Genomic DNA, 15,963 nt, shown 5'->3' with positions numbered 1-15,963 from the left:
TCCGTATTTCCAGAGGCTCCACCGTGGTTCAGTTAACGTGTGAAACCAGCACGTCCGCCCCAAAACGCAGAACCGGCGCAGCGAACCGCGCCGGACAATAATTACTTCTTCTTGCCGGCAATTGCCTTGGCAGGACCCTTACGGGTGCGCGCATTTGTATGCGTGCGCTGACCGCGGACCGGAAGCGAGCGGCGATGACGCAGACCGCGATAGCAGCCCAAATCCATCAGACGCTTGATGTTCATGGAAACTTCACGACGCAGATCACCCTCAACGTGGTAATCACGATCGATCGTTTCACGGATCTGCAGCACTTCGGCATCGGTCAACTGATTGACGCGACGCTCTGCAGGAATGCCGACTTTCTCGACGATTTCCTGTGCAAATTTTTGACCAATCCCGTGAATGTACTGAAGCGCGATAACAACGCGCTTGTTCGTCGGGATGTTGACGCCAGCGATACGAGCCACGTCTGTTCTCCTTGTTAACCGGCAGAGCTGGATTACCGATACGGCGGCCAGATGACGGGATGAAAATTAATATTCGAGGACAAACATAAACGATCAGCCCCGAACCTTTATTACCGGATCGGCGCCGACCGCTTTATATCCAAGCGAATTTGCGCCGTACTTGAAGGAATCGCTGTCAAAAGTCAACTCCTCCAAGAAAATTAAGTCAGTCCTAGAGTTCCGACAGAATTTTCTCGATCGATGCCGTGACCTCTTCAAAGTCGGCCATGCCATCAACCTTCTTCAACTTGCCCTTGGCATAGTAGTAGCCAATCAACGGCGAAGTCTGCTTGTAGTATGCCTCAAGGCGCGTGCGCACCGTTTCAGCATTGTCGTCCGGACGGCGTTTGAATTCCGTCGAGCCGCATTTGTCGCAGACACCCGCAACTTTCGGCTTTTTATTGGTATCGTGATACCCGGTTCCGCATTTTGCGCAGGTATATCGGCCCGATATGCGCTCGACGAGAACGTTGTCGTCCACTTCAAGCTCGATCACGCAATCCAACTCCAGATCCTTATCAGCGAGCATGCGCTCTACTGCATCGGCCTGAACCAGAGTGCGCGGATAGCCGTCGAGAATAAATCCCTTGACTGCATCCGGCTGATCAATGCGTTCGGAGACGATCGCATTGACGATCTCGTCAGAAACCAGATTGCCGGCATCCATGACGGCTTTGGCCTTCAGGCCTACATCTGTTCCCTTAGTGACTGCTTCGCGCAACATGTCCCCCGTGGAGAGTTGCGGTATGCCTAACTTTTCGACCAAGCGCTGAGATTGAGTTCCCTTACCTGCCCCCGGTGGTCCGAGAAGTATTAATCTCATCTGTTGCGTTTCCCTCCACGGAGCTTCGACTTCTTGATAAGCCCCTCATATTGATGCGCGATCAGGTGCCCCTGGATCTGTGCAACCGTATCGAGCGTAACGCTCACGACGATCAGCAGCGACGTGCCGCCGAGATAGAAAGGAACACCAGCCCACGAAATAAGGAACTCCGGCAGCATGCAGATCAGAACCAGATAGGCTGCGCCGAGGACTGTGATACGGGTGAGCACAAAATCGATATATTCTGCTGTACGCTCACCGGGACGGATGCCAGGAATGAAGCCTGAATGCTTCTTCAACTGATCGGCAGTGTCCTTCGGATTGAAGACAAGCGCCGTGTAGAAGAAGGCGAAGAAAACGATCATCGCAGCGTAGAGGAACATATAGGCAGGCTGGCCATGGCCGAGCGAAGACAGGATGCTCGTCGCCCAGGCAGGCATTTGTTCATTCTGGGCAAATCCGGCAACGGTTGCAGGCAAAAGCAGCAACGAGGAAGCGAAGATCGGCGGGATAACGCCAGCAGTGTTCAGCTTCAAAGGCAGATGCGAAGTATCGCCCTGGAACATGCGGTTACCGACCTGACGCTTCGGATACTGGATCAGAAGGCGGCGCTGTGCGCGTTCAACAAAGACGATAATACCGATAACAGCAATCGTCAGCACGATAATCGCCAGAATGACGCCCGTGGACAAAGCGCCGGTACGGCCAAGTTCCAGCGTACCGGAAATGGCTTGCGGCAGGTTGGCGACGATGCCCGAGAAGATGATCAGCGAAATACCGTTACCGATGCCGCGCGCAGTAATCTGCTCGCCAAGCCACATCAGGAACATTGTGCCGCCGACAAGAGTGATCACCGTCGAGAACAGGAAGAAGGGTCCCGGATCGGTGACAATGCCCTGACTGCCCTGCAAACCGACAGCAATCGCATAGGCCTGTACAGTCGCAAGCAGCACGGTGCCGTAGCGTGTATATTGATTGATAACCTTGCGGCCCTGCTCGCCATCCTTCTTCAACTGCTCGAGAGCAGGAATGACGGACGTCATGAGCTGGACGATGATCGATGCCGAGATATAAGGCATGATACCAAGCGCAAAGATCGCCATGCGTTCAACCGCACCGCCCGCGAACATGTTGAACATGCCGAGGATACCCTGCGCCTGATTGTTGAAAGCCTGAGCGAATGCGCCGAGATTGATGCCCGGCAACGGGATATAGGTGCCAAGCCGGTAAACCAGCAATGCGCCAAGTGTAAACCAGATACGCTTCTTGAGCTCACTGGCTTTTGAAAAAGCTGAGAAATTGAGATTTGACGCGAGCTGTTCAGCGGCTGAAGCCATTATAGTCTCCGGTCTGTGCCGTCAGAGCGGTATCCCGCTTCGACTTTTGTTCTTTCGCCATTTCAAACGGAAAACCGGCAGCCACTTTTCCTGAAATTGCGTTAGAGCCCGTTCTAAACCCGGTATCGAGAATCGACGGTCTTACCCCCAAATATGATGTGGGGAGAAAAGGTACAAGCGGCGATCGTAAAGATCGCCGCTTGCCTGTCCGTATTATTCTGCTGCTGCAGGTGCAGCTGGCAGCTTGACTGTACCGCCGGCCTTTTCGATCTTTTCGATCGCAGCCTTTGATGCACCGGAAACTTCGAAAGTTACCGCAGTCGTGATTTCGCCGTCAGACAGAAGACGAACGCCATCCTTGGCGCGGCGGATAACGCCGGCAGCCTTGAGCGTTTCAATCGTGACAGCAGCCTTCGGGTCGAGCTTCTTGGCATCGATTGCAGTCTGCACGCGGCCGACTGAAACGGTGTTGAAGTTCTTCGAGAAGATGTTGGTGAAACCGCGCTTTGGCAAGCGACGGTAAACTGGCATCTGTCCGCCTTCGAAACCGTTGATGGCAACGCCCGAACGGGACTTCTGACCCTTGACACCACGACCGGCTGTCTTGCCGGAACCAGAACCAATACCGCGGCCGACGCGCTTGCGAGCCTTGGTTGCGCCTGGATTTTCACTCAGATCATTGAGTTTCATTTGTCTAATCTCCGGTATCAAGCCTCGTCCACGACGCGGACGAGATGTTGAACCTTGGCAATCATGCCGCGAATTGAAGGCGTATCTTCAAGTGTGCGACGACGATGCATTTTATTGAGGCCCAGGCCAACAAGCGTTGCACGCTGTTCTGCCGGACGGCGGATAGGGCTGCCGATCTGTTCGACCGTAACCGTCTTACCCTTCTTCTTCTCAACCATGACTTTGTCCTTTAGTCTCTACAGTGAGCAAAGCCGTAGGCCCTGCCCTGCTGCGCCACTTTATGGCCTATTCTTCCGAACCGACCACATCGCGGCGGCGAGCCTGCAGTGTCGAATACTTGATACCGCGCTGTGCAGCGATGTCCTTCGGGTGCATCTGATGCTTGAGAGCATCGAATGTCGCGCGAACCATGTTGTATGGGTTCGACGAACCGAGTGACTTGGCAACAACGTCCTGTACGCCGAGAGTCTCGAAGACTGCGCGCATTGGACCACCGGCGATGATACCCGTACCAGCTGTAGCTGCACGAAGCAGAACCTTGCCGGCGCCGTGACGGCCATGCACATCGTGATGCAATGTACGGCCCGAACGCAGCGGAACGAAGATCATTTCGCGTTTGGCAGCTTCAGTTGCCTTACGGATAGCTTCCGGCACTTCGCGCGCCTTGCCATGACCAAAACCAACGCGGCCCTTCTGATCGCCGACAACGACGAGAGCAGCAAAACCGAAACGACGTCCGCCCTTAACAACTTTGGCGACGCGGTTAATGTGTACGAGCTTGTCAACGAATTCGCTATCGCGCTCTTCGTTACGGCCACCACGATCGTCGCGGCCTCTCTTTTCCTGTGCCATGCTCCTAATTCCTTTTTCTTTTCCGGTAGCACGAATGACATTACAGCGCCGTGGATATCAATTGATCCACATAGATCGCGGTAACAGTTTTAGTACGCGAAGTCCGGCTTACAAGAGACGAGCCCTTGCAGTCCCGGACTTCGAAAGTCTTGACCCTGAAGTCCGATCTTAGAAACTAAGACCTGCTTCGCGGGCAGCTTCAGCAAGCGCCTTTACACGGCCGTGGTAAATATAAGCGCCACGATCGAAGACAACTTCCTTGATGCCAGCCTTGACGGCGCGCTCTGCAACGAGCTTGCCAACCAGTGCCGCTGCATCCGAATCTGCACCGGTCTTCAGCTTGCCCTTGAGGTCAGCTTCGAGAGTGGATGCGGATGCAATAGTGTGACCATGCGCATCATCAATGATCTGCGCATAGATATTCTTTGAAGAACGGTGGACGCTGAGCCGCGGACGGTCACCGGCAACCGCCTTGAGCTGGCGGCGAACACGCGAAGCGCGACGCTGAATGATTTCTTTCGGCGATGCCATGACACGAGTTCCTTACTTCTTCTTACCTTCTTTGCGAACGATCTTCTCGCCCGCATATTTCACGCCCTTGCCCTTGTAAGGCTCTGGGCTACGATATTCGCGAATTTCAGCTGCGACCTGGCCTACCTGCTGCTTGTCGATGCCGGTTACGACAATTTCCGTCGGCTTCGGCACTGCAACTGTGATGCCTTCCGGCACCTGATAGACAACTTCGTGGCTGAAGCCAAGTGACAGCTGCAGGTTTTTGCCCTGCATGGCTGCACGATAGCCGACGCCGCTGATTTCAAGACGCTTTTCAAAACCGTCCTTAACACCCGTGAAGATGTTGACGACCATAGTGCGGCTCATGCCCCACTTTGAACGAGCGACTTTGGAGTTGTCACGCGGGTTAACGCTGACAGCACCGTCTTCAAACTTGACCACTACGTCGTCATTGGCAACGAAGGACAATTCGCCCTTCGGGCCTTTGGCCTTGATGGTCTGGCCGTCTACGCTGGCTGTTACGCCTTGCGGGACTGCCACTGGTTTTTTACCGATACGAGACATTTTTCAAACCTTTTCAAGCCGGTGCTTAGAATATACGGCAGAGCAGTTCGCCGCCGACATTCTGTTCACGTGCCTCGTGGTCTGCCATAACGCCCTTCGGCGTCGACAGGATCGAAATACCAAGACCGTTCGCAACCTGCGGGATCGACTTGACCGACACGTAAACGCGGCGACCGGGCTTCGAAATACGGGTAATCTCACGAATTACCGGTACATTCTCAAAATACTTCAGTTCGATTTCGATTTCGGACTTGCCGTTGTCGAAGTCTACCTGGCTATATCCACGGATATAGCCTTCGGACTGAAGAACATCCAGAACGCGAGCGCGAAGCTTGGAGGCTGGTGTTGAAACCTTGCCCTTCTTGCGCATGATTGCGTTACGGATACGTGTCAGCATATCGCCGAGAGGATCTGTCATAGACATCGCGTTCTCTCCTTACCAGCTCGATTTCACGATGCCAGGCACCTGGCCGAGCGAACCCAGCTGGCGCAATGCGATACGCGACATTTTGATCTTGCGGTAATAACCGCGCGGACGACCCGATACTTCGCAACGATTGCGAATACGAACCTTGGTGGAATTGCGTGGCAGTTCTGCCAGCTGGATGGTGGCGCGGAAGCGCTCATCCAGAGGAAGCGACTGATTCATCACGACAGCCTTCAGGCGCGCCCGCTTTGCAGCGAAACGCTTAACCAGAAGACCGCGGCGCTTGTTCTTTTCGACTGCGCTCGTCTTTGCCATTTCAAATACCTCGCTACGCTTGCCGTTACTGGCGGAAAGGGAAGTTGAAGGCGCGCAGAAGAGCGCGGGCTTCATCATCCGTTTTTGCAGTCGTGCAAACGATGATGTCCATGCCCCAGATCTGATCAACCTTATCGTAGTTGATTTCCGGGAACACAATGTGTTCCTTGATACCCATGGCAAAGTTGCCACGGCCGTCAAAGCTCTTTGGATTCAGGCCGCGGAAATCTCGAACGCGTGGAAGCGCGATCGTGATCAGGCGGTCAATGAATTCGTACATGCGCTCTTTACGAAGAGTTACCTTCGTACCGATCGGCATATTCTCACGCACCTTGAAGGTAGCGATCGAATTGCGCGCACGGGTAATAACCGGCTTCTGGCCAGCAATCAATGCCAGATCTTCAGCTGCGACAGTTGGCTTCTTCGAGTCAGCTGTTGCTTCGCCTACACCCATGTTGAGAACAACCTTGGTGATGCGTGGGATCTGCATCTCGTTTTCGTATTTGAACTCTTCGAGAAGAGCTTTACGAACCACGTCGAAGTACTGTGTCTTCAGACGAGGTGTAATGTTTGCATCAGCCATCGATCAGATCTCCTGAACGCTTTGCTACACGTACCTTCTTGCCGTCCTCTAGGACCTTGAAACCAACGCGAGTTGGCTTGCCGTCCTTGTCGGCAATAGCAATGTTCGACAGATGGAGCGGCGCTTCTTTCGAAATAATGCCGGCTTCCTGGCTCTGTGTCTGCTTCTGGTGACGCTTTACAAGATTAACGCCGCGAACGAGCGCTTGCTCATCCTTCGGCAAAACTTTGATTACTTCGCCGGTACGGCCCTTGTCCTTACCAGCCAGAACGACAACGCGGTCGCCTTTACGGATCTTCTGCATCGTCTGCTCCTTACAAAACTTCTGGAGCCAGCGAGATGATCTTCATGTGGCTCTTTGCGCGAAGTTCGCGCGGAACCGGTCCGAAGATACGCGTGCCGATAGGCTCTTTCTTATTGTCGATCAAAACAGCAGCGTTCTTGTCGAAACGAATTACGCTACCATCTGCGCGACGGATGTCTTTGGCTGTACGAACAACCACAGCCTTCATCACGTCACCCTTTTTAACACGGCCGCGCGGAATTGCTTCCTTGATCGAAACGACAATAATGTCGCCGACCGAAGCATATTTCCGCTTCGAGCCGCCCAGCACCTTGATGCACATGACACGACGTGCGCCGGAATTATCCGCCACGTCGAGGTTTGTTTGCATCTGAATCATGACTAGCCGCCTTCTTCTTGTTCAACCGGACTGGGCTTTCTTTGCCCCTCGCGATTGTTGCGTACTTACATACAGATATTAATATTAACTTGCCGGGGCGTCAGTTACGACAACCCAACACTTGTCTTTCGAAATTGGCTTGGATTCCTCGATGGAAACCCGGTCGCCAACCTTGAACTGGTTGCTCTCATCATGCGCCTTGTACTTCTTGGACTGGCGCACAGTCTTCTGGAGGAGCGGGTGCGAATAGCGCCGCTCGACCTTGACCACGATGGTCTTGTCGTTTTTGTCGCTCACGACAACGCCCTGCAGAATGCGTTTAGGCATGGTTTTCTTCCTTAAGCCTTGCTCTCGACCGCTTTTTGGCGGGCGACAGTTTTGATGCGCGCAATATCACGGCGGATCTGCCGAACGCGAGCGGTTTTTTCCAACTGACCGGTTGCCTTCTGGAAGCGCAGGTTAAACTGCTCTTTCTTCAGCGAACCAAGTTCTTCATTCAACTGATCGAGGCTCAAGGCCCGAACTTCTGCGGATTTCATAACATCCACCCCTTATTCTGCGATGCGCTGAATAAAGCGCGTCTTGACCGAAAGTTTCGCAGCTCCGAGGCGAAGTGCCTCACGGGCGGTTTCTTCCGAAACACCGTCGAGCTCGAACATGATGCGGCCTGGTGCGACACGGGACGCCCAATAATCAACCGAACCCTTACCTTTACCCATGCGGACTTCAGTAGGCTTCGATGTAACTGGCACATCCGGGAAAATCCGGATCCACACGCGACCGGCACGTTTCATGTGACGGGTAATTGCACGGCGAGCGGCCTCGATCTCACGCGCTGTAACGCGGTTCGGCTCGAGGGCCTTCAGGCCGAAAGCACCAAAATTCAGATCCGTGCCGCCCTTCGATGCGCCGTGAATACGGCCCTTGAACTGCTTGCGGAACTTTGTGCGCTTAGGCTGCAGCATTGTTCTCTACTCCAAAATTCTCAGTTACGAAAGACGCTATTTTAAGCGTTTTCGCGACGACGGCCTGAACCCTGATGACTGGCATCGCCTTCAACAGCACGGCGTTCGGAAGCCATTGGGTCATGCTCTAGGATTTCTCCCTTGAATACCCAGACTTTAACACCGCAAATGCCGTAGGCAGTGTGCGCTTCAGCAGTTCCGTAATCGATATCGGCACGAAGGGTATGCAGAGGCACACGGCCTTCACGGTACCATTCCATACGAGCAATTTCCGCGCCGCCAAGACGACCCGAGCAATTGATACGAATGCCTTCTGCACCAAGACGCATTGCCGACTGAACGGCACGTTTCATGGCACGGCGGAAAGCGACGCGGCGTTCAAGCTGCTGCGCGATCGACTGAGCAACCAGAACAGCGTCTGTCTCTGGCTTGCGGACTTCGACGATATTGAGCGTTGTATCCGCATTGGTCATTTCTGACAGCTTCTTGCGCAACTTCTCGATATCGGCGCCCTTTTTGCCGATGATCAGACCTGGACGGGCAGCATGGATCGTAACGCGGCACTTCTTGTGCGGACGCTCGATAACTACCTTGGAAATGGCAGCCTGCTTCAACTCATCCATCAGATACTTGCGGATCTTCAGGTCTTCGTGCAGCAGCTTGCCATATTCACCAGTGTTCGCGTACCAACGCGAGTCCCAGGTGCGATTGATGCCCAGGCGGAAACCAATCGGATTAATCTTCTGGCCCATTATGCGGCCTCCCCTTTTTCCTCAGCTTCGCGAACAACGATCGTCAGATGCGAGAATGGCTTCTCGATCCGGCTTGCACGACCGCGGCCACGAACGTGGAAACGCTTCATCACGATTGACTTGCCTACATAGGCTTCAGCAACAACCAGAGTATCAACATCCAGATCATGGTTGTTCTCTGCGTTGGCGATAGCTGATTCGAGAGTCTTTTTCACCGTTCCTGCAATGCGCTTGCGCGAAAATTCCAGATCGGCAAGAGCGGCGTTAACCTTCTTGCCACGGATCAGAGCAGCCACCAGATTGAGCTTCTGAGGGCTGATGCGGAGCGTGCGGGCAACGGCTTTCGCCTCGTTGTCCTTTAGCTGGCGCGGAGCCTTAGCCTTGCCCATCGTTATTTCCTCTTCGCTTTCTTGTCCGCGCCATGACCGTAATAGGTACGCGTCGGAGCGAATTCACCAAACTTGTGTCCGATCATCTCTTCGTTGACCGAAACCGGCACATGCTTGTTACCATTATACACACCGAAGGTCAGACCGACGAACTGTGGCAGGATCGTGGAGCGACGGCTCCAGATCTTGATAACTTCACTGCGACCGCCCTCACGTACCTTCTCAGCCTTCTTGAGAAGATAGCCATCGATGAACGGGCCTTTCCAAACTGAACGAGCCATTTCAGACTACCTCTCTTACTTCTTGCGCTGATGACGCGAACGAGCGATGAACTTGTCCGTCGACTTATTGGAGCGCGTCTTCTTGCCCTTCGTAGGCTTGCCCCACGGAGTAACCGGATGACGTCCACCGGATGTACGGCCTTCACCACCACCATGGGGGTGATCGACCGGGTTCATGGTGACACCACGATTGTGAGGCTTGCGACCGAGCCAACGGCTACGACCTGCTTTACCCAGGTTGATGTTGCCATGGTCGGGGTTCGATACTGCACCAACCGTTGCAAAGCAAGAACCATGTACAAGACGCTGTTCGCCCGAGTTCAGGCGAAGGATCGCCATTCCCTGGTCGCGGCCAACGAGCTGCGCATAAGTTCCAGCCGAACGGGCAATCTGACCGCCCTTGCCTGGCTTCATCTCCACATTGTGGATGATGGTGCCGACTGGCATGGCTGACAATGGCATCGCATTGCCTGGCTTCACGTCTGTCTGTGCGCCGGCAATAACACTGTCGCCAACTGCAAGACGCTGCGGAGCAAGGATGTAGCTCAGCTCACCATCTTCATAGCGGATCAGCGCAATGAATGCGGTCCGGTTCGGATCGTATTCAAGCCGTTCAACCTTTGCAGCCACGTCATGCTTGCGGCGCTTGAAATCAACGAAGCGGTATGTGCGCTTGTGACCGCCACCCTGGAAACGCACGGTAATGCGACCAGTGTTGTTGCGACCACCCTTCGACGACAGACCTTCGGTCAATGCCTTGACAGGCTTGCCCTTGTAAAGCTCCGAACGGTCCACGATGACCAGCTGGCGCTGGCTTGGCGTGGTTGGATTATAATGTTTGAGTGCCATTGTCTTTACTCCACGGCCCCTCAGAGACCAGTCGAAATGTCGATTGACTGGCCTTCGGCCAACGTCACGACTGCTTTCTTGACATCACTCTGGCGTCCGACGATGCCGCGAAAACGCTTCACCTTGCCTTTGCGCACAGAAGTATTGACTGCAGTAACCTTCACGCGGAACAGCGCTTCGACTGCGGCCTTGATTTCCGGCTTCGTCGCCTTCTTGGCTACATTGAAGACAACCTGGTTGTTTTCGGAAACCATGGTCGACTTTTCAGTAATTACCGGGCTGACGATCACGTCATAATGGCGAAGATCGGTCATTTGAAACGCTCCTCGAGTGCTTCAACTGCAGCTTTGGAAAGCACGAGCTTGCCGCGACGCAGAATGTCATAAACATTGATGCCCTGAATTGGTAGAACATCGATGTTCGGGATGTTCGAAGCAGCGCGAGCAAAGTTCGCATCAATCTCGGCACCGCCGATCAGGAGCGCATTCTGCAAGCCAAGCTTGGCGAACTGCGAAACAAGTGTCTTTGTCTTGGCTTCTGTCGCGAGCAGATCATCGATGATGATCAGATCGGATGCCTTGACCTTGGCGGACAGGGCATGACGAAGTGCAAGAGCGCGAACCTTCTTTGGCAGGTCATGGGCATGGCTGTGAACAACCGGTCCATGAGCCTTACCACCGCCGCGGAACTGCGGTGCACGTGCTGAATGGTGACGAGCGCGGCCCGTACCCTTCTGCTTGTACATCTTGGCGCCGGTCCGTGCGATTTCCGAACGGGTCTTTGCCTTATGCGTGCCCTGCTGCTTGCGTGCAAGCTGATAGCGGACCATGCGCTGAAGGATGTCGTCGCGTGGCTCAAGACCGAAAATCTCTTCGGAGAGTTTCAGCTTGCCGGCGTCCGCGCCTTCAAGTGTTGTAATCGTGAGATCCATTATTCGGCCCCCTCAGTTGTCTGCGCTACTTCTGCATCAGACACAGCTGCTGCGGCGTTTGCGGCATCGTCGATCAATGCGCGAAGGCCAGCTGGCTTCGGAGCATTCTCGGGCAGCGCTACCTTGACGGCATCACGCACGAGGATCCATGCACCCTTCGAACCAGGAACAGCACCACGAACCAGAATAAGGCCGCGATCCAGATCAGTCGAAACAACTTCGATGTTCTGGGTGGTGATACGGGTTGAACCCATATGACCGGCCATCTTCTTGCCCTTGAACACTTTGCCCGGGTCCTGACGCTGACCGGTAGAACCGTGAGCGCGGTGAGTAACCGAGTTACCGTGTGTTGCGCGGTGACCGCCGAAGTTATGGCGCTTCATTGAACCGGCAAAACCTTTACCGATTGAAGTACCAGTCACATCGACCTTCTGGCCTGCAACATAATGTTCGGCGGTGATCTCGACGCCGACATCTAGAAGATTGTCAGCAGAGACGCGGAATTCCGCTACTTTCGCCTTTGGTTCGACCGAAGCTGTCGCGAAATGACCGCGCAAGCTCTTCGTCGTATTCTTTACCTTGGCCAGACCAACACCGAGTTGAACGGCAGTGTAGCCATTCTTCTCGACTGTACGCTGAGCCACAACCTGGCAGTTCTCCATGCGAAGAACTGTTACCGGCACATGCTCGCCAGCGTCGTTGTAGACGCGAGTCATACCCAGTTTCTGTGCAATTACACCTGAACGCATCGGTTCATCCTTCCGTCCTCAAGCCTTACAGCTTGATCTCGACATCAACACCAGCAGACAGATCGAGCTTCATCAGCGCGTCCACAGTCTGGGGGGTCGGGTCTACGATATCGAGAAGACGCTTATGTGTGCGCATCTCGAACTGCTCGCGGCTCTTCTTGTCGATGTGCGGCGAGCGGTTAACCGTGAACTTCTCGATCCGTGTAGGTAGCGGGATCGGTCCGCGCACATTGGCACCGGTACGCTTGGCAGTCGACACGATTTCCCGCGTCGAATCGTCAAGGATCCGATGATCAAACGCCTTGAGGCGAATGCGGATGTTTTGACCGTTCATTTCATCTTTTCCTTGTTTAGCGGAGACGCCCTATAACAGGCGTCTTCCGCATAAAACCTTAATTTACTCAATGATAGAAGCGACGATGCCAGCACCGACGGTGCGGCCACCTTCACGGATAGCGAAGCGGAGCTTCTCTTCCATGGCGATTGGCACGATCAGCGTCACATCAACCGAGATATTGTCGCCAGGCATGACCATTTCCGTACCTTCCGGCAAAGTCACTACACCCGTCACGTCAGTCGTGCGGAAGTAGAACTGTGGACGGTAGTTGGAGAAGAATGGCGTATGACGGCCACCTTCGTCCTTCGTCAGAATATAGGCTTCTGCCTTGAACTTCGTGTGCGGCTTGACCGAACCTGGCTTGGCAAGGATCTGACCGCGCTCAACGTCTTCACGGCCAACACCGCGAACCAGTGCACCGATGTTGTCGCCTGCCTGGCCCTGATCGAGCAGCTTGCGGAACATTTCAACGCCGGTAACTGTTGTCTTTGTCGTCGGCTTGATGCCGATGATTTCAACTTCTTCACCAACCTTGACGATACCGCGTTCAACGCGGCCAGTCACAACCGTACCACGACCCGAGATCGAGAACACGTCTTCGATCGGCATCAGGAATGGCTGGTCAATCGGACGTTCTGGTGTTGGAATGTACTTGTCAACTTCAGCCATCAGCGCGCGAACTGCGTCTTCGCCGATTTCCTTGTTGCTGTCTTCAAGCGCAGCCAAAGCCGAACCCTTGACGATCGGTACATCGTCGCCCGGGAAATCATACTTGGAAAGAAGCTCACGAACTTCAAGCTCAACCAGTTCGAGCAATTCAGCATCGTCAACCTGATCAACCTTGTTCAGGAACACGACGATCGCTGGAACGCCAACCTGACGGGCAAGCAGAATGTGCTCGCGGGTCTGTGGCATCGGGCCGTCAGCGGCAGACACAACCAGAATAGCGCCATCCATCTGCGCAGCGCCGGTGATCATGTTCTTCACATAGTCGGCGTGGCCAGGGCAATCAACGTGTGCATAGTGACGCGCAGGCGTCTCATACTCAACGTGTGCCGTCGAAATGGTGATGCCGCGTGCCTTCTCTTCCGGTGCAGCGTCGATCTGGTCATACGCCTTGTACTCACCAAAATACTTCGTAATCGCTGCCGTCAACGACGTCTTGCCATGGTCAACGTGACCAATCGTGCCGATGTTTACGTGCGGCTTATTACGTTCAAACTTGCTCTTAGCCATCTGAGCTCTCCGTTATATGTTCGCCTGCTCAGGCTTAACTTCAACTGTCACGCGCAACCTTATGGTTACGCAAACTTCTTCTGAATTTCCTGCGCGACTGCTGCCGGGACAGGTTCGTAGTGGTCGAACTGCATGGTGTACTGTGCACGGCCCTGGCTCATCGAACGCAGATTGCTCACATAACCAAACATGTTGGCCAGTGGGACGTTTGCGTTGACAACAGTGGCAATACCACGCGCTTCGGTACCCGAGATCTGACCACGACGTGAATTCAGATCGCCAATTACGTCACCGACGTAATCTTCAGGCGTAACAACCTCGACCTTCATGATCGGCTCGAGAAGCTGGGCACCAGCTTTCTGTGCACCTTCGCGGAATGCAGCGCGAGCTGCGATTTCGAAGGCGAGAACCGAGGAGTCGACATCATGGTAGGCACCGTCGATCAGCGTGGCTTTCACGCCGAGCATCGGGAAGCCTGCGAGCGGACCCGCACCCATAACACTTTCAATGCCCTTCTGTACGCCTGGAATGTATTCCTTTGGTACAGCACCACCGACGATCTTCGATTCGAAGATGAAATCATCACCTTCATGCGGCTCGAAGATAACCTTGATGCGAGCGAACTGGCCCGAACCACCGGACTGCTTCTTATGCGTGTAGTCGATTTCAGCCTTGCGGGTGATCGATTCACGATAAGCAACCTGTGGGTTACCAATGTTTGCTTCAACCTTGAACTCGCGACGCATACGGTCAACGAGAATGTCGAGATGAAGCTCGCCCATGCCGGCGATGATTGTCTGACCGGATTCTTCATCCGTCTTGACGCGGAATGAAGGATCTTCAGCTGCCAGGCGGTTGAGCGCGAGGCCCATCTTTTCCTGGTCGGCCTTGGTCTTTGGTTCGATCGAAATCTCGATGACCGGATCCGGGAAGATCATGCGTTCAAGAATAACCGGCTTCAGAGGATCGCAAAGCGTATCACCTGTTGTCGTTTCCTTGAGGCCAGCAAGAGCAACGATATCGCCAGCAAAGGCTTCTTCGATGTCTTCGCGGGAATTGGAGTGCATCTGCAACATACGGCCGATACGCTCACGCTTCAGCTTAACAGTATTGTCAAGCGAAATGCCCTTGGTCAGCTTGCCGGAATAGATGCGGCAGAATGTCAGCGAACCAACAAACGGATCGTTCATGATCTTGAACGCGAGCATTGACAGTGGCTCTTCGTCCGAGGACTTGCGAACTGTTTCCGCATCGGTCTTCGGGTCGATGCCCTTGATCGAAGGAACATCAACAGGCGAAGGCAAGAAGTCAACAACACCGTCGAGCAGAGGCTGTACGCCCTTGTTCTTGAATGCCGAACCACAGAATACCGGATGGAATTCAACGCGGCATGTACCGATACGGATCAGTTCACGCAGCTTGTCATTGTCTGGCATATTGCCTTCGAGGTAAGCCTCGGTAGCAGCTTCGTCGACTTCAACAGCGGTTTCGATGAGCTTTTCGCGGAATTCTTCAGCACGATCCTTAAGATCGGCAGGAATTTCAACGATATCCCATTCAGCACCGAGCTGTTCGTCGCGCCATACAAGTGCCTTCATCTCGATCAGATCGATAACGCCCTTGAACTCTGTCTCAGCGCCGATTGGCAGCTGCATGACGAGTGCCTTGGCACCAAGACGTGTCTTGACCATATCAACGCAGCGATAGAAATCGGCGCCGGTCTTGTCCATCTTGTTGACGAAGATCATGCGTGGAACGTGATACTTCTCAGCCTGACGCCATACGGTTTCAGTCTGTGGCTCTACACCGGCGTTTGCATCGAGAAGTGCAATCGCACCATCGAGCACGCGCAGTGAGCGCTCTACTTCAATCGTGAAGTCAACGTGACCAGGCGTATCGATAATGTTGAAGCGACGCTTCTTGCCATCACGGCCAGTCCAGTAAGTCGTGGTTGCAGCGGAAGTGATCGTGATACCACGCTCCTGCTCCTGCTCCATCCAGTCCATCGTAGCGGCGCCGTCATGGACTTCACCGATTTTGTGCGACTTGCCGGTGTAATAAAGAATACGCTCGGTCGTCGTTGTCTTGCCGGCGTCGATGTGCGCCATGATACCGAAGTTACGGTAGTCTTCGATTTTATATTCGCGGGCCATGATCTGGTGCCTCTAAGAATAGGGT

At 54.1% G+C, this 15,963-nt stretch carries 26 protein-coding genes; all 26 read right to left on the bottom strand.

Going from position 1 to position 15,963, the window contains the following annotated elements:
* Nucleotides 1–101: 101 nt before the first annotated feature.
* A complete protein-coding gene (gene rpsM / locus AC6CHM_RS02155; RefSeq protein WP_008124949.1) occupies nucleotides 102–470 on the bottom strand; it encodes a 30S ribosomal protein S13 in 369 nt (122 codons plus the stop codon).
* 211 nt (nucleotides 471–681) lie between these two features.
* Complete coding sequence (locus AC6CHM_RS02150) at nucleotides 682–1,332, bottom strand: adenylate kinase (RefSeq protein ID WP_307284552.1); 651 nt, start codon at nucleotides 1,330–1,332, stop codon at nucleotides 682–684.
* Nucleotides 1,329–2,669 (bottom strand): preprotein translocase subunit SecY, encoded by a 1,341-nt coding sequence (secY, locus tag AC6CHM_RS02145; RefSeq protein ID WP_115055380.1) that lies wholly within the window; start codon nucleotides 2,667–2,669, stop codon nucleotides 1,329–1,331. The genes AC6CHM_RS02150 and secY overlap by 4 nt, the downstream gene beginning before the upstream one ends.
* 213 nt (nucleotides 2,670–2,882) lie before the next feature.
* Nucleotides 2,883–3,359, bottom strand: coding sequence for a 50S ribosomal protein L15 (gene rplO / locus AC6CHM_RS02140; protein WP_115055382.1), 477 nt, complete (start codon nucleotides 3,357–3,359; stop codon nucleotides 2,883–2,885).
* 17 nt (nucleotides 3,360–3,376) lie between these two features.
* Nucleotides 3,377–3,577: a 50S ribosomal protein L30 gene (gene rpmD / locus AC6CHM_RS02135; RefSeq protein ID WP_008124941.1), complete on the bottom strand. Its 201-nt coding sequence runs from the start codon at nucleotides 3,575–3,577 to the stop codon at nucleotides 3,377–3,379.
* 67 nt (nucleotides 3,578–3,644) lie between these two features.
* Nucleotides 3,645–4,211: a 30S ribosomal protein S5 gene (gene rpsE / locus AC6CHM_RS02130; RefSeq protein ID WP_008124939.1), complete on the bottom strand. Its 567-nt coding sequence runs from the start codon at nucleotides 4,209–4,211 to the stop codon at nucleotides 3,645–3,647.
* 168 nt (nucleotides 4,212–4,379) lie between these two features.
* Nucleotides 4,380–4,742: a 50S ribosomal protein L18 gene (gene rplR, locus AC6CHM_RS02125; protein ID WP_008124937.1), complete on the bottom strand. Its 363-nt coding sequence runs from the start codon at nucleotides 4,740–4,742 to the stop codon at nucleotides 4,380–4,382.
* 12 nt (nucleotides 4,743–4,754) lie between these two features.
* Nucleotides 4,755–5,288 (bottom strand): 50S ribosomal protein L6, encoded by a 534-nt coding sequence (rplF, locus tag AC6CHM_RS02120; protein ID WP_115055384.1) that lies wholly within the window; start codon nucleotides 5,286–5,288, stop codon nucleotides 4,755–4,757.
* Nucleotides 5,289–5,313: 25 nt separating this feature from the next.
* Nucleotides 5,314–5,712, bottom strand: coding sequence for a 30S ribosomal protein S8 (gene rpsH, locus AC6CHM_RS02115; RefSeq protein ID WP_008124933.1), 399 nt, complete (start codon nucleotides 5,710–5,712; stop codon nucleotides 5,314–5,316).
* A gap of 12 nt (nucleotides 5,713–5,724) precedes the next feature.
* On the bottom strand, nucleotides 5,725–6,030 hold the full coding sequence (gene rpsN, locus AC6CHM_RS02110; RefSeq protein WP_008124931.1) for a 30S ribosomal protein S14: 306 nt from the start codon (nucleotides 6,028–6,030) through the stop codon (nucleotides 5,725–5,727).
* 25 nt (nucleotides 6,031–6,055) lie between these two features.
* The gene (gene rplE, locus AC6CHM_RS02105) at nucleotides 6,056–6,613 is read right to left on the bottom strand and encodes a 50S ribosomal protein L5 (RefSeq protein WP_115055386.1); all 558 of its coding nucleotides are present in this window, start codon (nucleotides 6,611–6,613) and stop codon (nucleotides 6,056–6,058) included.
* The gene (rplX, locus tag AC6CHM_RS02100) at nucleotides 6,606–6,917 is read right to left on the bottom strand and encodes a 50S ribosomal protein L24 (RefSeq protein WP_008124927.1); all 312 of its coding nucleotides are present in this window, start codon (nucleotides 6,915–6,917) and stop codon (nucleotides 6,606–6,608) included. Before rplX ends, rplE begins: the two co-directional genes overlap by 8 nt.
* A 10-nt stretch (nucleotides 6,918–6,927) precedes the next feature.
* The gene (gene rplN, locus AC6CHM_RS02095) at nucleotides 6,928–7,296 is read right to left on the bottom strand and encodes a 50S ribosomal protein L14 (RefSeq protein WP_008124924.1); all 369 of its coding nucleotides are present in this window, start codon (nucleotides 7,294–7,296) and stop codon (nucleotides 6,928–6,930) included.
* Nucleotides 7,297–7,380: 84 nt separating this feature from the next.
* Nucleotides 7,381–7,623 (bottom strand): 30S ribosomal protein S17, encoded by a 243-nt coding sequence (gene rpsQ / locus AC6CHM_RS02090; protein WP_115055388.1) that lies wholly within the window; start codon nucleotides 7,621–7,623, stop codon nucleotides 7,381–7,383.
* An 11-nt stretch (nucleotides 7,624–7,634) separates the two neighbouring features.
* Nucleotides 7,635–7,835 carry a 50S ribosomal protein L29 gene (gene rpmC / locus AC6CHM_RS02085; RefSeq protein ID WP_008124920.1) on the bottom strand — a complete coding sequence of 67 codons (201 nt, stop codon included), beginning with the start codon at nucleotides 7,833–7,835 and terminating at the stop codon, nucleotides 7,635–7,637.
* Nucleotides 7,836–7,847: 12 nt separating this feature from the next.
* Nucleotides 7,848–8,261 carry a 50S ribosomal protein L16 gene (rplP, locus tag AC6CHM_RS02080; protein ID WP_115055391.1) on the bottom strand — a complete coding sequence of 138 codons (414 nt, stop codon included), beginning with the start codon at nucleotides 8,259–8,261 and terminating at the stop codon, nucleotides 7,848–7,850.
* Between the two features lie 41 nt (nucleotides 8,262–8,302).
* Nucleotides 8,303–9,013 (bottom strand): 30S ribosomal protein S3, encoded by a 711-nt coding sequence (gene rpsC / locus AC6CHM_RS02075; RefSeq protein ID WP_115055393.1) that lies wholly within the window; start codon nucleotides 9,011–9,013, stop codon nucleotides 8,303–8,305.
* Nucleotides 9,013–9,402 carry a 50S ribosomal protein L22 gene (gene rplV, locus AC6CHM_RS02070; RefSeq protein ID WP_106716807.1) on the bottom strand — a complete coding sequence of 130 codons (390 nt, stop codon included), beginning with the start codon at nucleotides 9,400–9,402 and terminating at the stop codon, nucleotides 9,013–9,015. Before rplV ends, rpsC begins: the two co-directional genes overlap by 1 nt.
* Nucleotides 9,403–9,404: 2 nt before the next feature.
* Nucleotides 9,405–9,683, bottom strand: a complete 279-nt coding sequence (gene rpsS / locus AC6CHM_RS02065) for a 30S ribosomal protein S19 (RefSeq protein ID WP_008124912.1) — start codon at nucleotides 9,681–9,683, stop codon at nucleotides 9,405–9,407.
* A gap of 15 nt (nucleotides 9,684–9,698) precedes the next feature.
* Entirely contained in the window at nucleotides 9,699–10,532 is an 834-nt protein-coding gene (gene rplB, locus AC6CHM_RS02060) for a 50S ribosomal protein L2 (RefSeq protein WP_008124910.1), read from the bottom strand.
* Between the two features lie 20 nt (nucleotides 10,533–10,552).
* Nucleotides 10,553–10,846, bottom strand: coding sequence for a 50S ribosomal protein L23 (locus tag AC6CHM_RS02055; protein WP_008124907.1), 294 nt, complete (start codon nucleotides 10,844–10,846; stop codon nucleotides 10,553–10,555).
* Nucleotides 10,843–11,463: a 50S ribosomal protein L4 gene (gene rplD / locus AC6CHM_RS02050; protein ID WP_115055395.1), complete on the bottom strand. Its 621-nt coding sequence runs from the start codon at nucleotides 11,461–11,463 to the stop codon at nucleotides 10,843–10,845. The genes AC6CHM_RS02055 and rplD overlap by 4 nt, the downstream gene beginning before the upstream one ends.
* The gene (gene rplC, locus AC6CHM_RS02045; RefSeq protein WP_115055397.1) at nucleotides 11,463–12,212 is read right to left on the bottom strand and encodes a 50S ribosomal protein L3; all 750 of its coding nucleotides are present in this window, start codon (nucleotides 12,210–12,212) and stop codon (nucleotides 11,463–11,465) included. Before rplC ends, rplD begins: the two co-directional genes overlap by 1 nt.
* A gap of 25 nt (nucleotides 12,213–12,237) precedes the next feature.
* Entirely contained in the window at nucleotides 12,238–12,546 is a 309-nt protein-coding gene (gene rpsJ, locus AC6CHM_RS02040; RefSeq protein WP_008124902.1) for a 30S ribosomal protein S10, read from the bottom strand.
* 63 nt (nucleotides 12,547–12,609) lie between these two features.
* The gene (gene tuf / locus AC6CHM_RS02035) at nucleotides 12,610–13,785 is read right to left on the bottom strand and encodes an elongation factor Tu (protein ID WP_115055874.1); all 1,176 of its coding nucleotides are present in this window, start codon (nucleotides 13,783–13,785) and stop codon (nucleotides 12,610–12,612) included.
* A gap of 65 nt (nucleotides 13,786–13,850) precedes the next feature.
* Nucleotides 13,851–15,938 carry an elongation factor G gene (fusA, locus tag AC6CHM_RS02030; RefSeq protein WP_115055801.1) on the bottom strand — a complete coding sequence of 696 codons (2,088 nt, stop codon included), beginning with the start codon at nucleotides 15,936–15,938 and terminating at the stop codon, nucleotides 13,851–13,853.
* Nucleotides 15,939–15,963: the final 25 nt, after the last annotated feature.

It is taken from the genome of Phyllobacterium sp. GQ127 (genome assembly GCF_059758635.1).
Note: the sequence above shows the minus strand (reverse complement) of the source record. Positions and strands in the feature narration are given on the sequence as shown.

Bases quoted from the DNA above. Each gene is read 5' to 3' on its own strand.
- rplR (WP_008124937.1), bottom strand. From the start codon at position 4,742: ATGGCATCGCCGAAAGAAATCATTCAGCGTCGCGCTTCGCGTGTTCGC.
- rpsJ (WP_008124902.1), bottom strand. From the start codon at position 12,546: ATGAACGGTCAAAACATCCGCATTCGCCTCAAGGCGTTTGATCATCGG.
- rplF (WP_115055384.1), bottom strand. From the start codon at position 5,288: ATGTCTCGTATCGGTAAAAAACCAGTGGCAGTCCCGCAAGGCGTAACA.
- rpsS (WP_008124912.1), bottom strand. From the start codon at position 9,683: ATGGCTCGTTCAGTTTGGAAAGGCCCGTTCATCGATGGCTATCTTCTC.
- rplN (WP_008124924.1), bottom strand. From the start codon at position 7,296: ATGATTCAGATGCAAACAAACCTCGACGTGGCGGATAATTCCGGCGCA.
- fusA (WP_115055801.1), bottom strand. From the start codon at position 15,938: ATGGCCCGCGAATATAAAATCGAAGACTACCGTAACTTCGGTATCATG.
- rpsQ (WP_115055388.1), bottom strand. From the start codon at position 7,623: ATGCCTAAACGCATTCTGCAGGGCGTTGTCGTGAGCGACAAAAACGAC.
- secY (WP_115055380.1), bottom strand. From the start codon at position 2,669: ATGGCTTCAGCCGCTGAACAGCTCGCGTCAAATCTCAATTTCTCAGCT.
- AC6CHM_RS02150 (WP_307284552.1), bottom strand. From the start codon at position 1,332: ATGAGATTAATACTTCTCGGACCACCGGGGGCAGGTAAGGGAACTCAA.
- rplX (WP_008124927.1), bottom strand. From the start codon at position 6,917: ATGCAGAAGATCCGTAAAGGCGACCGCGTTGTCGTTCTGGCTGGTAAG.
- tuf (WP_115055874.1), bottom strand. From the start codon at position 13,785: ATGGCTAAGAGCAAGTTTGAACGTAATAAGCCGCACGTAAACATCGGC.
- AC6CHM_RS02055 (WP_008124907.1), bottom strand. From the start codon at position 10,846: ATGACCGATCTTCGCCATTATGACGTGATCGTCAGCCCGGTAATTACT.
- rplD (WP_115055395.1), bottom strand. From the start codon at position 11,463: ATGGATCTCACGATTACAACACTTGAAGGCGCGGACGCCGGCAAGCTG.
- rpsH (WP_008124933.1), bottom strand. From the start codon at position 5,712: ATGTCTATGACAGATCCTCTCGGCGATATGCTGACACGTATCCGTAAC.
- rplP (WP_115055391.1), bottom strand. From the start codon at position 8,261: ATGCTGCAGCCTAAGCGCACAAAGTTCCGCAAGCAGTTCAAGGGCCGT.
- rplC (WP_115055397.1), bottom strand. From the start codon at position 12,212: ATGCGTTCAGGTGTAATTGCACAGAAACTGGGTATGACTCGCGTCTAC.
- rpsN (WP_008124931.1), bottom strand. From the start codon at position 6,030: ATGGCAAAGACGAGCGCAGTCGAAAAGAACAAGCGCCGCGGTCTTCTG.
- rpmC (WP_008124920.1), bottom strand. From the start codon at position 7,835: ATGAAATCCGCAGAAGTTCGGGCCTTGAGCCTCGATCAGTTGAATGAA.
- rpmD (WP_008124941.1), bottom strand. From the start codon at position 3,577: ATGGTTGAGAAGAAGAAGGGTAAGACGGTTACGGTCGAACAGATCGGC.
- rpsE (WP_008124939.1), bottom strand. From the start codon at position 4,211: ATGGCACAGGAAAAGAGAGGCCGCGACGATCGTGGTGGCCGTAACGAA.
- rplB (WP_008124910.1), bottom strand. From the start codon at position 10,532: ATGGCACTCAAACATTATAATCCAACCACGCCAAGCCAGCGCCAGCTG.
- rplV (WP_106716807.1), bottom strand. From the start codon at position 9,402: ATGGGCAAGGCTAAGGCTCCGCGCCAGCTAAAGGACAACGAGGCGAAA.
- rplE (WP_115055386.1), bottom strand. From the start codon at position 6,613: ATGGCTGATGCAAACATTACACCTCGTCTGAAGACACAGTACTTCGAC.
- rpsC (WP_115055393.1), bottom strand. From the start codon at position 9,013: ATGGGCCAGAAGATTAATCCGATTGGTTTCCGCCTGGGCATCAATCGC.
- rplO (WP_115055382.1), bottom strand. From the start codon at position 3,359: ATGAAACTCAATGATCTGAGTGAAAATCCAGGCGCAACCAAGGCTCGC.